Here is a 14,632-nt window from a genome sequence, read left to right as displayed (position 1 = left end):
GTATCTTTACTTTTTGCTTGGTCGTTGCCAATTGCTCACATTTCTTTGCTTCGCTCTGGCAATAGCTAATTCATTTGCAGCGACTTCTTTAGTCACAACAGAGCCAGCTCCCACTGTTGCATTCACACCTATAATGGCGGGAGCCACAAGCGCACTGTTTGAGCCAATAAAAGCCCCGTCGCCAATGATGGTTTTGAATTTATTTACACCATCATAATTACAAGTAATGGTACCGGCGCCTATGTTGGCTCCTTCGCCCACCACTGTATCGCCAAGATAAGTAAGATGATTAGCCTTAGAGCCCTTGCCTAAGACAGTTTTTTTCATTTCAACAAAGTTGCCTACACGGGCTTTTTCCTTTAATACTGAACCTGGGCGAAGCCTAGCATAAGGACCTACATTACAATGCTGGCCTACTATGGCTTGCTCTAATATTGAATTGGCATGGATAATCGCGTTATCTTCGATGATGCTGTCTATTAAAATACAGTTGGCACCTATGGCGACGTTTGAGCCAATTTTGACTTTACCTTCGACGATGACATTTACATCTATTGTTATATCTTGGCCAACCTCTAATTCACCTCTTAAGTCGAAGCGTGATGGATCTAATAATGACACGCCTTGCATCATTAACGCTTCAGCTTGTTCGCCTTGGTAAGCTCGTTCGATGGACGCAAGTTGCACTCTATTATTGATCCCTTCTACTTCAATGGCACAAGAGGGCTGTGCAGCATGAATAGATTTTCCTTCTTTGGCGGCCATTTCAATCACGTCAGTTAAATAAAATTCGCCCTGAGCATTATTATTGTGTAGAGCAGACAACCAACGCTTCAGGTCTTTGCCTCCCATAATCATCATGCCAGTGTTGGTTTCTTTTATTTGACGCTGTTGCTGGGAAGCATCTTTGTGTTCAACAATGGCGGTGACCTGTTGACCTTGCCTGACTATTCTACCCATGCCAGTGGGATCCTTTAGCTCGACCGTAAGCAAAGCAAGATCAGCCTGTTTTTTTACTGCTATGAGTTGCCTTAGCGTTGACTCTTTAATCAACGGAGCATCACCTACCAATATCAGCACGTCTTCATTATCTTGAATATGTGGTGCGGCTTGTTGCACTGCATGGCCAGTACCTAATTGTTGATCTTGAAGGCACCAAGACAAATCATTGTGACTGAGTTTATTTTGCAACTGTTCTCGGCCGTGGCCATATACTAAGTGTATGTTGGTGGCACCCAATTTTTTGACTGTATCAATGATATGTTGAACCATGGGTTTGCCAGCAATGGGGTGCAATACCTTGGGCAAAGAAGATTGCATTCTCGTGCCTTTGCCTGCTGCTAAAACGATTACTGAAAAAGTCATGCAATTTCCTTTAAAAGTGAGATGCCTATTGTCCAATGATGCGACACCTTTGATATCTCATATTCTACTGACTTGCTAATCTTCTGTCAGTAATAACATTTGGTTTAACGTTTATTCTAATCTAAGCACACCTGAAGGCTTTTTATCATGATTAAAAATAAAGTACGTTGACGTCTACTCTGTAGACATTTTTCAGATATTGATGATAAACATGCCATTAATGACATTTACGGCAGGAAAGCGGGCGATATAGTGCTGCGTCAAGTTGTGCAAATGTTGCAACATACTATTCGTGAAAAAATATTTTAGATCGCTGGGGTGGGGTTAAATTTATTTTATTGATGTCCGGTACTGTTCCTCACGAAGCGGTCGAATTATCTCAGAAGTTATCTGCGGGGCAGACGATACCTTGTTTTTGGCCAAACCTGATGGGATAAACATGGAGAGAATGCGGTGAATAGATTCTGATTAAAACACACAGGGTGTTTGATTAGATAAATTCTTTTTCCAACGCCAATAGATCTGCTTTGATTGACATCCCCCATGCATACCCTGTTAATTTACCATTACTACCGATAACACGGTGACAAGGAACAACAATAGCCAAGGGGTTACGTCCATTGGCTGTGCCTACAGCCCTCACTGCTTTTGGATTGTGTATACCTTTTGCAATATCGGCATAACTGCAGGTTTGCCCATATTTGATAGTAGTGAGCTGTCTCCAAACTTGTTGCTGAAAATCAGTACCTTTTGCATTTAAGTTCAAATTAAACTGAGTTCTGTTACCTGCAAAATATTCGGCTAGTTGTGTAAGTGCCTGTTGTGTATGTAAACACTTACTTATAGGTTTGCATTTTTGTTGCACAAAGCCTATTGAACCTATGCCATCCTGGTTGGCACACACTTCTAATATGCCAAACTGGGTATCCAAATATTCAATAAAATGATTGTTTTCAGTCACGCCATACTCCAAAGTTGTAATGTTAGGTAGCTTCGCCATGGACGTGCTAATTCCGCATCGATTGTTAATTTTGCCAGTTGTTTTTTAACAATCAAGTCGGTGTTAAGCCATATATCCGGGGAAGATTGTCCGCGCATTTTTGCATAGGCTACCGTCCAAGGTCCTATGCCTTTTATACATAACCAATCATCTACTGATGAATCTGAAGAGTCTGATGAATGGACATTATGATGCGCCAATAGCCGCAAGGTTTGCTTGCGGCTATTAGGGATTTTGAGAAAACTAAGGTCGCTATTTGCAATAGCTTCAGGTGTTGGGAAATACACCTTGTCACCTTCTGTTGCGCCTAATTCCTGGGTTAATTGGGATAATAAGCGAATGGCCGCTTTGACTGATATTTGTTGACCAAGAATGGCACGACAACCCGCTTCAAATTTATCCCATACACCAGGAATTCTTAATCCTGTCACCATAGTGTCTTTTGGGACACCGCACCTTAATAATTGCGTTTGGATTGTGTTGGTATCTGCGTTGAGATCAAACATTCGTTCAATATTCGTTAAAATAGTCGTCAGTTTTTCGATATTGGGTAGACTTATTACTACCTTTAAATAATGCTTATTCTTGACAGCTGATACGCTAAACCAGCCTTTATCTGTTCCAGTAATAAAGCTTCTAGAATAACAATTTTCAGTCATATTCTCGACTCCTTGAATCACCCTCAACGCTAAGAAAGATTGCATATATTCCCAGTTGAAAGGTGGCCGAAAAGCTAACCTAAGACTAATAAGCTCGCCTGGCTTGTTTTTACTCTGCTTTATCTGCTGGGGCGTGAACCCTGTCACTTTTTTAAAATTATGTTGTAAACGCCTAGCACTTGCAAAGCCACTGGCATGAGCTATGTGTGCAATGGGTAAGTTGCTTTCATGCAGTAGACGCTTAGCAAATAAAACTTTATCAAATAATTGATACTGTTTTGGACTTAAGCCTAAATGTTGCTGAAAAAGCTGTCGAAAATAGCGTGCTGTTATACCTAACTTGGTGGCTATCTGCTGTATGTTTAATTCTTTATTTTGCCTGAGTAAACGCATCGCTCTGTGCACAGTGGTATTCACCCCCTGCCATGCGTATGAATGGGGGGCACTATCAGGCCTGCAACGCAAACAAGGGCGATAGCCGGCTAACATGGCCTGTTGTGCTAACTGAAAGTATTCGACATTTTTTTCAAGCGCGGCAGTAGCAGGACAAATGGGTCGACAAAAAATATGTGTGGTTTTAACTGCTATAAAAAAGGTGCCATCAAAACGTGGGTCTCTTGCTAGCCTAGCTTGTTGATATTCAGTCTGCATTATTTTGTGCTTTACTACCTGTGATATGATGATTTTAACGATTTATATCGAGTGGGTGCGACAAAAACGGCAGTCAATCGTTATTTTGCTATGTTCAGCATCAACCATTCATAAAGATGGTTGATATAAAGTAGCAACAAGTAGGGCAATCAACAGGGTTGGCTAGATGTCACTTCGTAAGCTCAATCTAATAATAGGATCCATATGGCTTTTTTTGTTTATATAATGCTAGGTTTACTGGACATACTGGCCAAACCTATACCACTTCAACTTTTTCATGTTTAAGTCTTTTATAGGGGTTGTACTACTTTTCTGCGTATTTAACCAGCAGAGTATTGCTGCTGATAGATGGTTAACAAAATTTGCACAAGATATTCAACTAAAGGCACAAAAAAAGAACTTACCTGGGTATACCTTTGCCTATATTGAGAAAGGTAAACCAGCTTCTGTGGTGGTGTATGGTAAAGAGAGCAAGTCAGGCAACCCTATTGCTGTCGATACTGTATTCAGATTGGCCTCGGTATCAAAAACCTTTACTTCTATGTTAATGGCTAAATACGTAGCTCAAAACCAATTAGACTGGCAAATGCCTGTGGCGCAATTGGTGCCAGAATTCTCTAGTGAAAAGGGGAGAGGTAGTGAGTTGCTATTACGGCATGTTATTGGGCAGTCTAGTGGATATATGCCTAATGCTTATGACAATTTAATTGAAGCCAATTATTCAGTTAACCGAGTGCTCACTATGCTTTCAGAATTGCAGCCTCTGTGTCAACCAGGGCAATGTTATACTTATCAAAACACCTTGTTTGCAGTGGTGGATGGATATTTTAAGCAACATCACTCTTCTTATGGTCAGGCTTTAACCCACACCATAATTAAGCCATTAAACATGCCTCATGCAAGTGTGGGAAAAGCAGGCTTAGAATCATCTGCCAAGTGGGCAAAACCCCATGTCGCCATTTCAAAAAATCGCTGGCGCTCGACTAAAATACGAGATGACTATTACAAATATTCTCCAGCCGCTGGGGTCAATGCAAGTATGCGGGATATGGTTATTTGGATGCGCGCGCTTTTAGGAGAGGCGCCAGGCGTCGTATCTGCAGAGTTGATTTCAAAAGTGACGACACCGCTGACTAAAAGTAAAAAGGAAATGTATCGACGTCAATGGCGCAAATTTTTATCGGATGCCCACTATGGATTAGGCTGGCGCGTCTATGATTTTGCAGGGCATACCCTTAATTATCACGGTGGGTGGGTACAGGGTTACCGTGCAGATATAGCCTTTTCTCCCGAATATGGGGTGGGTTATGTGATGTTAATGAATGCAGAGTCCAACTTAATCAATGAGTTTACCCCTGATTTTTGGGCCCGTTGTTTTATGCATTTAGAACAAACCAGATTGGTTGCAGGCTCAATCAAAACAGCACCTAACACTATTTTACATCAATAAATGTTATGCGTTAGATGCTGGCAGTTCAGCTAGGTTTTTAAGTAGGTATAACCCTTCAGACAATCCTCATAGAAGTCAGTCCATTTTACTCCCTCTCTGGGTTTCATTTGCCCTTTGGCAACGTGCATATCGATCATTTTCTTAATACTTTTGGCCATTGAGCTTGGGTGGTATTGCATGATAGATAATACATCCTCAACCGAAGAACCCTTGACCATTTCTTCAATGTAAAAACCTTGGGGATCCTCGTCATGACAAAATATATGCACTTCGTTTAAACGACCAAACAAGTTGTGCATGTCACCCATCACATCTTGATAGGCACCGGTCAAAAATAGTCCTAAATAATAGTCTTCGGCCGGTTTCAGGTGATGCATGGGTACTACATTTGAAATACCTTGTTCGCTGATGAATTGATCTAATTTTCCATCGCTATCACAGGTGATATCTACCAATGAGCAATTGCTGGTGGGCTTTTCGTCCATTCTGGTTAGGGGGACCACAGGCAGTATTTGGTCTATCGCCCATGTGTCGGCAGCGGATTGAAATACTGAAAAGTTACACAGATATTGAGATGACAACGCAAAGTCAATCTCCTGCATTTCTTCAGGTACAAATTCAGCGTCTTTGAGACGAAGTTGTACTTTTTCCATAATTTGCCAGTACAGGGTTTCTATTTTGGCGAGTTCTTCTAGTGATATTACCCGTAACTTAAATGCATTTAATGCTTGCTCTTTAAACTGCGAGGCGTCATTGAATATTTCTTGTAAATTATTTTGTTTATCAATGATTTCGGCTAATTCTCGCATATCACTCACTAAGATATGTTCCCCCTCTACTGGGGGTGTAGCGATCCCGGACTCCGTGTGCCTTTATCTCACCCACCACTTCGGTGACTACACAACTATGGTGGGCAGTAATGGCTCTGCCACTTTCGCTCACTAAGGTTGGGTGGGGAACATGTTCTAAATCACACACTTGTTTCATGCCGTATACAATATCAGACACGTACTCTTGCATACTGTAGTTTCGTGACGAGTCATTGGTTGATTGGCTGCCATCATAATCAATTCCTAGGCCTCCCCCAACGTCAACGTACTCTAATTCAAAGCCCATTCTGTGCAGCTCAGAGTAAATCATTGCACCTTCCGTGATAGATTCTTTTACCGCACGAATGTCGGTCAGTTGGCTGCCAATATGAAAGTGCAATAGTTTTAGACAATCGGCCATGTCATGTTCTTCAAGGTATCGGGCTGCATTGATTATCTCGCTGATAGTTAGGCCAAATTTAGCTCTATCACCACCAGAACTTTCCCATTTGCCTCGACCTTTTACCGTCATCTTGGAGCGGACGCCAACTATTGGCATGATATCCAGCTCTTTAGCAATTTTTACCAGTAAAATGAGTTCTGAAAACTTCTCAATGACCACAATCGTTTTTCGACCTAACTTGCGACTTAATAGAGCTAACGCATGAACTCTTGGTCTTTATATCCATTAAGTATGGTAAGTGACTCAGTATTGGTATTGAGCGCCATGACGGTCAAAAGTTCAGCCTTTGACCCTGCTTCTAGACCATAATTAAAGGGCGCACCGGCGTCGACTATTTCTTCTACTACTTCTCGCATCTGGTTTACTTTTATAGGGTATACCCCCATATATTCACCCTGATATTCAGCGTCTTTAACCGTTTGTTGAAACGTTTGGTTCAATAATGCCACTTGCGATCGAAGGATGTCGTGAAATCTCACCACTACAGGAAACTGGATACCTTCTTGTTTGATTTCTTCTACTACTGCTTTGAAATCAATTCGCATATTGGTATTTAATGGATCGGGGGTCACATGTAAATTTCCATTTTGACCAATTTCAAAATAGCCAGCACCCCAGCGTTTTACCCGGTAGATATTTTCCGAGTCATCAACGGTCCATTTTTTAATTTTTGGCATAATATTTTACTGTCTATCAAAAGGGTTAAAACGGCGGATTATAATGAACAACAATTGTGCTGACCAGCACGATTATTGTTATTAAATCAAAAGTAATGATGCTGATCCTAAAAACACAAAAAAGCCAACTACCATCAGTGACTGTTGTTAATATTACGGAGCCAGCAAGTGCAGGATCAATTCCCATTTTATTGAGTAATACGGGGATCACTATGCCTGCAATGGCAGCAATAAGCATATTGATAATTAAAGCCACTGCAATAATGGCTGACAGCCATGGGTTATCAAACCACAGGGAGGTAATCGCCGAAACAACTAAAGCCCAGAGTAGGCCATTGAAAAAAGCAACTAATACTTCTTTGTTCCCAAGGGCTCGTAGAGTTAGATGTGGCCAATTGCCCTGTAGCTAAACCTCTAATGGTTAAGGTCAATGTTTGACTCCCAGTAATGCCGCCCATGCTTGCCACAATAGGCATGAGTACAGCTAATGCGACGACTTGTGTAATCACTTCATCGAATATGCCAATGACAATAGAAGCGGCAAAAGCTGGTTAATAGATTGATCCCCAACCATATTGCCCTGCGTCTTGAACTTGTAAACACTGGTGCAAATAAGTCTTCGTCGCTTACGCGTCCCATGTGTGACAACTGAGTTTCATAATATTCTTGGTAATACGTCAATCGCATCTTTGACAGAAAAGCGTCCGAGTAATCGTCCTTCTTTGGTGATAACCGGTAACATTGAGCGACCACTACTTTTTACTGCTTCAGACGCTTCGAACAGTTCTAAGTCTGCCGCTAACACATGATCTGAAAACTCAGACACCTGAAAAAGGGGGTACTCGCTTCGCTGGTAAATAAAAGATTGATATCAACTTGGCCCAAATAGTGACCTGTATCGTCTACGACTAAAATACTATCGGTATAAGCCGGTAGGCCGCAACTTTTAACTCTTCTCGTAATGCGCCTACAGTTACACTTTTATTGACCGTATACACATCATGGTTAACGTAACGACCTAGTTGTTCATCAGAGTAGTTTAGTGCTTCTGCAATTAGGTCTGACTCTTGGGCGTTGAGCTTTTTAATTAATCCTTTAGCTATCCGGTTGGGGAGTGCATCAAGTATTTCGACCAAATGTTCTGTGGTACTGGCAAGAGCAAGGTCTTCAATATTCTGATTAGACAGCAAAGACATAAGTTGTTCACGCGAATCGTCTCGCATGGCAGCCAATATAGGTGATTTTTTATCTTCACTGAGTGTTTGCCACAACATAAATCGCAGGTCTTTAGGCAACCCTTCAAATACGAAAGCCCAATCTTCTGAGGTGAAATCTCTGGCAGTGATAGGCACGGCCACTTGACCTTCTTTAAGCCGGTCAAGTAACCATAAAAATGCACTTTCTCGCTGTTCTTGGCTGACCATCTTACTCTCCTTAATATCTAACCTATATGGTATCTATAAAAGGTAAATACACCATAGTGATTTATTATATTTTTGGTGTATCTTATGTAGCATACAAAGCCTAAGCAAATATCCATCCCTTGTAGCCTTAATTCCATTCAAAAAATGTTTTTTATTAATCACTAGAGAAGTCGATATGCAAGACAGAGAAACCAATCCAACCCCAAGCATTGACGATACGACTCATAAATTAGAGTTGAGATACCTTACCCCCGAAGATTATGCGGATGTGAAGGAGTTAATGGATGTGGTCTATTTACAAGTAGGAGGGGCATGGCCACTAAAAAATTATCAGGCACAGCTTAATACTTTTCCTAGAAGGACAGATTTGTATTGAAGACAAGGGTAAGGTCGTTGCCGCTGCTATTTCGGTTATCGTTGATTATGAAAAATTTGGTGACAAACATACTTATGATGAAATTACTGGCGATGCTTATTTAGGTACGCACGATCCAAAAGGTGATGTGTTATATGGTGTAGATATCTTTGTATCGCCAGAGTATAGAGGCCTCAGATTAGGTCGTCGCTTGTATGAAGCGAGAAAAGAACTATGTAAAAATCTTAACTTAAAGTCGATTATGGCTGGTGGGCGAATACCCAATTATGCTGAGCACGCCGCTACAATGACACCCTATGAATATATTGAGGCGGTGAAGTCTAAAGATTTATTTGACCCTATCCTAACGTTTCAGATATCAAATGGCTTTGAGGTTAAACAAATACTCAAAGCTTATCTACCGGAAGACAAAGCCTCGATGGGGTACGCCACTCTTTTGCAATGGCATAACATTTATTACAACGCTGAATCGCCTAAACTTTTTGGTGGACACAGAAATACTGCGAGAATTGGTTGTATACAATGGCAAATGCGATATTTTCATGATGTCGCGGAATTGTTGCAACAAGCTGAATATTTCATTGATGCTCTATCAGATTATAAATGCGATGTGGCGCTTTTCCCTGAGTTTTTTAATGCACCGCTTATGGGTATTAAACCGGCTGAAACATCAATCGATGCAATATGGAATTTAGCAACATATAGCGACGAAATTTTAACTGAAATGTCTCGGTTAGCAGTGTCATATAATATCAACGTGATAGTCGGTTCAATGCCTGTTGTTGAGGATGATGAGTTATATAATATCAGTTATTTATGTCATCGCGATGGGCAAATAGACTGCCAATATAAGTTGCATCCAACACCCCATGAGAAGAAAGATTGGATCATGCAGGGAGGAGACAAACTTCAAGCTTTCGATACTGATTTTGGTAAAATAGGTATTCTGATTTGTTACGATGTTGAATTCCCAGAGTTAGGTAGGATCTTAGCCGATCAAGAAATCCAGATACTCTTTATTCCTTTTTGGACAGACACTAAAAATGGTTACCTTAGAGTAAGAATATGTGCACAGGCAAGGGCAATTGAAAACGAATGTTATGTAGCGATTGCCGGTAGTGTGGGTAATCTTCCCAAGGTAGATAATGTGGATATTCAGTATGGACAATCGGCTGTTTTCTCACCTTCTGACTTTGCTTTTCCACATGATGCAATCGTGTCAGAAACCACACCAAATACAGAAATGACCTTAATTGTAGATTTGGACTTGGACAGGTTGACACAACTTCGCAATGAAGGCTCAGTCAGAAATTATCTCGACAGAAGGCGTGATTTGTATAAAGTTAATTGGACTGGCAAGTGAGTGGGCGCTCACACCATTTAATGAAACAATAAGAATACCATGTTTTGTAAGGCATTTTTTTGTCAAAAAATTGATATTTAAATGGTTAGCATTGAGTTGTTATTAAAAGTGATCGGCTTAAAGCTTTAAGCCGATTGATATTGAAATACTTCATCAATGGATTGGCCAAATACTTCAGCAATTTTAAAGGCTACTTCGAGAGTCGGTGAGTACTTACATTTCTCGATGGCCATGATCGTTTGTCGCGTTACTCCTACTAATTCTGCTAGCTCTTGTTGTGTCATTTCTTCAGCAAAAAAACGCAACTCGCGGATTTTGTTTTTGATAGGAAGAGTAGCCAAATTAGTCGCACCTTCTGTAATAATAAAGTTGTGCTGAAAATCTAACTACTTCAGATAAGATGAAACTGAATAACAAAATATGCGCAGTCAAAAGCGGGATTGTTAGCCCATTAGTTTGTTCAATAAACTCTGGGTTTATTTCCAAAAAAACGATCCTTCCTAAGGTTATAAACACACCAATAACTAATACAGTGTAACCAAAATTATTACCTTTATATTCGAACAATTTATCTCTTTCGTCAGCACCTAACTCAGCTGCTTTGCGGTTACTTACAGCAAGCATTCCTTGGAATATTATTTCAACAATAACGATGAGAAACAACGCTCGAAGCGATAATCCTAGTGCTGCGGTTTTAGCTGCATCAGCAGGCAGAACACCTAAAGATATTACATTTAAAAAATAGTCACCAAAAATAAGTAAAGTAGCAATTAATGAAATCCAAATACTTTTCTCTCTAAAAGACATGTTCATAAAATCCTCCTCATTGTTAATAGTCAGGAGAGTAAACTAAAGTGCACTTAATGTATAATATAATTAACATTGAGTTTGCTTTAATATGCATAAAGGATGTTTTAATTGTCTTTTATTCACCAATATCTTCATTCCAAAGCTGAGGTTTTGAGCTGATAAAGCCTTGCATTAAGTTGATGCATTGCTGATTTTGTAGGACTTCCACAGAAATACCTTTAGATTTAAGTAACCCTTCTTCACCCATAAACGTGTGATTTTCACCAATGACTACCTGGCTTATACCATATAAAATAATGGCACCCGAACACATTGCACAAGGTGATAAGGTGGTGTAAATAATTGACTCTCGATAGGTCTGTGCAGATTGCCGACCCGCATTTTCAAATGCGTCCATTTCACCATGTAAAATTGGGCTACCGTTTTGGACTCTTCGATTATGACCACGTCCAATAATTTTGTTGTTATGCACAATCACTGAACCGATAGGGATCCCACCCTCGGCCAAGCCTGTTTGAGCCTCTTCAATTGCCGCTTGCATGAATTTGTCCATTGGTATGCCTTAACTATTGGTTCAGTTTTTGTTAACGGGCTGAGAAGTCAATAATATGGGCTTGACTTTTTCAAGTGTTTTTTTGGCAATCTTTGATGTTTTCATTAAACATACATTTATCGAGAAGGAGTATGGTTGGATTTATCTCACTTTTTCTAATCTCGAGGTCATAAACCTTTCTTGATTATCACTTTGCGTCGCAAATAGGATGAACCACTATGCCAGTTCTGCATGTGTTGATGTGGTTGTCAAAACTAACTCATCCAGCGGCGCTTCGTCATAATATGTATATTGGTCATGGAGTATCAAGTATTTAAAGTAACTCATTTAGAATACGAATATTAAGTCCCTGTGTAATTGATATATATCCATTAACAACTAGTTTAATGTAATTGTGAAGCATCTACTTAATATGAATATTCATGTACCTTGCCCAAACAAGTCATATTCATACTTATACTTTAGGCAATTATAATTGTGTTGTTAAAAAGAGACACTCTGTCGCCTGATATGAAAATTTTGATCTAATGTTTTAGAGCATGGTACTGAAATCAGTATCTTAACTATTTTGGCCTGAAACTAGCAGAGTACATCTATCTATTGTTGTTTTTGATTACAAACTGACAAAAAGTAGGTGGCCTCATGTTGTTATTTTTTATAAGCGGTTTATTTATCCTAGTTTGTATTGTTTGGAAACACACTGGGGGAGCTAAGCTGTTGTTTTCAGTCTTAGGTAACTTGTTGTGTTATTTTGCCGTGTTGGTTTTTATTGTTATTACTTTTACAAAAGCTATGCACCAGCATTATTTAAAAAAATAAATCCTTAAACGACGTTATACACCACAACACTTTTTGACTTTTTTGCCACTACCACAATGACAAGTATCATTTCGATTAAGTTTAGGCAAAGTAGTTTGAGTAATAGGTTTACTTAAGACAGTGTCTAGCTCAATAATATTTTCTGGTTCATTTGCGCTGACTTTGATATTTGCCACAAGAGAATTTTCTAGCAATACCGATTCTATTTCTTTTTTCCGCTGCACTGAGTTGACTAATAGCGTGAGCGGAGAGTTTGCACTGCCTAACTTCACTTGCCTGTTGGTGTTATAACCAAAACGTTGATATTTTTCTCGCACTTCAATGCGACCTTTGAAGAAAACATTATGCATTATTTGATCCTAATATAGTGAGGGCTAGATCATAGCAGGATAAGCTTAAGACACTACTTAAAGCTGACATTTGCACTCTTTCATTTTACTGAAAGGCTATAATTCATATCTGATCAAGGTTTCCTCTAATATGATCCTTGTTATTCTAGTTTATTGCATTGATGTGTGAACATGCGCTGGGTTTTTTTTATGATTATTTTTTTCAGTGCATTGAGTTATGCATTCCATCCCTTTCAAGGTTTTCATAAAACCAGAGTTTAATGTCACTGATTCCATCATTGGGTTTGGCGCAGCGGCATTAATCGGCTATCCAAACAGATTGCTTAAAGGTGAACTTATTTTATCGCTTAATAATACATAAGTGTTGGATGGCACGACTGTTATACATGATTTCTTATCTTTAGATACGGGTGTAAGGCCGAGCGTGTAGGGTAAAGCCTTTGTCTATATTGTGGCTGGTTTTGATACCTAAAAACTGTTTTTAGATGATGTACCAGATGTTGTGCCAGATGATGTCTCTTTTTACGATCCTCAAGAAGGCAAATTGATGGTGATTAGTGGAATAGCGATGTACCAATATTTTATGGACTACAACGTTTTTATTTTTTAATCCGCTTCATATGAGCAAACCACCATAAAATAATTATTTCAATGTGAGTGTGAAATAGTGTAGGTAAAGTGGTTATTCATACTCTCTTGGTTTAAGACAAAGGTGTATCAGTCAAAAATCGTCAGTAAAACGTGCAGAGCGCTGAATACATCTTTTTAAAATTATATCCTTAGCGCGCTTGGGGTATTCAGATTTTGAGACAATGTATAAATATCCCCGTCATTAAGCGTCAATAAGAATATTTATCTAGGATAATTTGGTAAACATCACTATTTTTCACTTCTGCTAATTGTGTATTAAAGTCGCTAAGCTGTTTTGGTGTCACACTTTTTTGACTGAACATCACATAAGCATTTCCGGTTTGTATGGTGATACCGTGAGCAACGATGTAATTAGATAATGCTTTGCGGCGAAGTAATGAAGCACCCACAAAACTATCCTCAAAAAATCCGTCTATATCTTCATCCAGAAGTCTGGCCACATTGAGTTCGCCCATAATAGCGTCGGCGAAATATTGAGATGTTTCAGCATTATCTAACAACATTGATACATCTGGGCCATAAAAATAATCCTCAACTATGCCTATTCGACTGGCATTTTGAATAAACTCAGACAGAGTGTTATAGCCTGCCCGCACTTTATCGCCTTTACGAATGTACAGAGAAAACTCCTCCATTCGATATGCATCACTAAAAAACGCAAACTCTTCCCTTGCTTCGGTTTTTGATGCGCCAAGCAGTATGTCCACCTCACCTTGTTTTAAGGCCACCAATAAATCAACCCAAGTACCTTGTTGATAGGTCAATTGGCAACCCATATTTTCCAGCACAGTGGCAACTAATTCAATATCAAGTCCGGCGACACGTTCACCAACATCTTCATATTGATAAGGTTCCCATGCATCAAATCCAAGAACGAATTGGCAGCTTTTGTCGGGTATCTGTTTCTTCATTGGGACGATTGTTTCGGATATAACTTCGGGCGCTAATTGGGTGTGTTCAATAGGGGATTGAGGTTTACATGCGCTCACAATAAAAGATAAAAGTAGTAGTAAAAACAGACAGTTAATTTTCATGGTTTTTGCTCCTTAAAATTTTTACTAAGTGTAATTTACTATTTGTATTTTGCGAGTCGATTCATCATTTTTTAACATAACGTTTGTTTTAAATCACAATCTGCCACTCATTTCTTGACCTTAGATACTACTCTAAGCTTTATAGTAGTAACGTTATCGATAGAAATAGATTGAAGAA

General features: G+C 39.5%; 14 protein-coding genes and 2 pseudogenes. 3 read left to right on the top strand and 13 right to left on the bottom strand.

Annotated features, from left to right (window positions below):
* Window positions 1–6: 6 nt before the first annotated feature.
* The gene (gene glmU / locus Q0Y52_RS02170; protein WP_297817393.1) at window positions 7–1,365 is read right to left on the bottom strand and encodes a bifunctional UDP-N-acetylglucosamine diphosphorylase/glucosamine-1-phosphate N-acetyltransferase GlmU; all 1,359 of its coding nucleotides are present in this window, start codon (window positions 1,363–1,365) and stop codon (window positions 7–9) included.
* Window positions 1,366–1,563: 198 nt separating this feature from the next.
* On the opposite strand from glmU, the gene Q0Y52_RS02165 reads away from it, so the two are divergent.
* Window positions 1,564–1,674 carry a diguanylate cyclase gene (locus Q0Y52_RS02165; RefSeq protein ID WP_366939227.1) on the top strand — a complete coding sequence of 37 codons (111 nt, stop codon included), beginning with the start codon at window positions 1,564–1,566 and terminating at the stop codon, window positions 1,672–1,674.
* Window positions 1,675–1,855: 181 nt separating this feature from the next.
* Here Q0Y52_RS02165 and Q0Y52_RS02160 read toward each other — a convergent pair whose 3' ends face one another.
* Window positions 1,856–2,365, bottom strand: coding sequence for a methylated-DNA--[protein]-cysteine S-methyltransferase (locus Q0Y52_RS02160; RefSeq protein WP_297817390.1), 510 nt, complete (start codon window positions 2,363–2,365; stop codon window positions 1,856–1,858).
* On the bottom strand, window positions 2,323–3,675 hold the full coding sequence (locus tag Q0Y52_RS02155) for an AlkA N-terminal domain-containing protein (protein WP_297817387.1): 1,353 nt from the start codon (window positions 3,673–3,675) through the stop codon (window positions 2,323–2,325). The genes Q0Y52_RS02160 and Q0Y52_RS02155 overlap by 43 nt, the downstream gene beginning before the upstream one ends.
* A gap of 277 nt (window positions 3,676–3,952) precedes the next feature.
* On the opposite strand from Q0Y52_RS02155, the gene Q0Y52_RS02150 reads away from it, so the two are divergent.
* A complete protein-coding gene (locus Q0Y52_RS02150; protein ID WP_297817384.1) occupies window positions 3,953–5,125 on the top strand; it encodes a serine hydrolase in 1,173 nt (390 codons plus the stop codon).
* Window positions 5,126–5,154: 29 nt separating this feature from the next.
* On the opposite strand, the pseudogene speA reads toward Q0Y52_RS02150, so the two are convergent.
* From speA to Q0Y52_RS02130, 5 genes and pseudogenes are all read right to left on the bottom strand, one after another.
* Window positions 5,155–7,074, bottom strand: a pseudogene (speA, locus tag Q0Y52_RS02145) (biosynthetic arginine decarboxylase).
* Between the two features lie 25 nt (window positions 7,075–7,099).
* Window positions 7,100–7,378 (bottom strand): magnesium transporter, encoded by a 279-nt coding sequence (locus tag Q0Y52_RS02140; protein ID WP_297818096.1) that lies wholly within the window; start codon window positions 7,376–7,378, stop codon window positions 7,100–7,102.
* A complete protein-coding gene (locus Q0Y52_RS19355) occupies window positions 7,359–7,532 on the bottom strand; it encodes a hypothetical protein (protein ID WP_366939226.1) in 174 nt (57 codons plus the stop codon). Before Q0Y52_RS19355 ends, Q0Y52_RS02140 begins: the two co-directional genes overlap by 20 nt.
* Before the next feature lie 197 nt (window positions 7,533–7,729).
* Window positions 7,730–7,900, bottom strand: coding sequence for a hypothetical protein (locus tag Q0Y52_RS02135; RefSeq protein WP_297817381.1), 171 nt, complete (start codon window positions 7,898–7,900; stop codon window positions 7,730–7,732).
* 82 nt (window positions 7,901–7,982) lie between these two features.
* Window positions 7,983–8,498, bottom strand: coding sequence for a hypothetical protein (locus Q0Y52_RS02130; protein ID WP_297817378.1), 516 nt, complete (start codon window positions 8,496–8,498; stop codon window positions 7,983–7,985).
* Window positions 8,499–8,673: 175 nt separating this feature from the next.
* On the opposite strand from Q0Y52_RS02130, the pseudogene Q0Y52_RS02125 reads away from it, so the two are divergent.
* Window positions 8,674–10,237: pseudogene (locus Q0Y52_RS02125) on the top strand (GNAT family N-acetyltransferase).
* A gap of 125 nt (window positions 10,238–10,362) precedes the next feature.
* Here the strand turns inward: Q0Y52_RS02125 and Q0Y52_RS02120 are convergent.
* The 5 genes from Q0Y52_RS02120 to Q0Y52_RS02100 all read right to left on the bottom strand — a co-directional run bounded on the left by Q0Y52_RS02120 (window position 10,363) and on the right by Q0Y52_RS02100 (window position 14,454).
* Window positions 10,363–10,578 carry a helix-turn-helix transcriptional regulator gene (locus tag Q0Y52_RS02120; protein WP_297817375.1) on the bottom strand — a complete coding sequence of 72 codons (216 nt, stop codon included), beginning with the start codon at window positions 10,576–10,578 and terminating at the stop codon, window positions 10,363–10,365.
* 1 nt (window position 10,579) lies between these two features.
* Entirely contained in the window at window positions 10,580–11,050 is a 471-nt protein-coding gene (locus Q0Y52_RS02115; RefSeq protein WP_297817373.1) for a hypothetical protein, read from the bottom strand.
* Window positions 11,051–11,162: 112 nt separating this feature from the next.
* Window positions 11,163–11,600, bottom strand: coding sequence for a nucleoside deaminase (locus Q0Y52_RS02110; RefSeq protein ID WP_297817370.1), 438 nt, complete (start codon window positions 11,598–11,600; stop codon window positions 11,163–11,165).
* 833 nt (window positions 11,601–12,433) lie between these two features.
* Window positions 12,434–12,769, bottom strand: a complete 336-nt coding sequence (locus Q0Y52_RS02105; RefSeq protein ID WP_271864130.1) for a PBPRA1643 family SWIM/SEC-C metal-binding motif protein — start codon at window positions 12,767–12,769, stop codon at window positions 12,434–12,436.
* Between the two features lie 839 nt (window positions 12,770–13,608).
* Window positions 13,609–14,454, bottom strand: coding sequence for a transporter substrate-binding domain-containing protein (locus tag Q0Y52_RS02100; RefSeq protein WP_297817368.1), 846 nt, complete (start codon window positions 14,452–14,454; stop codon window positions 13,609–13,611).
* Window positions 14,455–14,632 lie beyond the last annotated feature (178 nt).

This window comes from uncultured Paraglaciecola sp. (assembly GCF_943787955.1).
In the GTDB taxonomy this organism is placed as follows: Bacteria; Pseudomonadota; Gammaproteobacteria; order Enterobacterales; family Alteromonadaceae; genus Paraglaciecola.
Note: the sequence above shows the minus strand (reverse complement) of the source record. Positions and strands in the feature narration are given on the sequence as shown.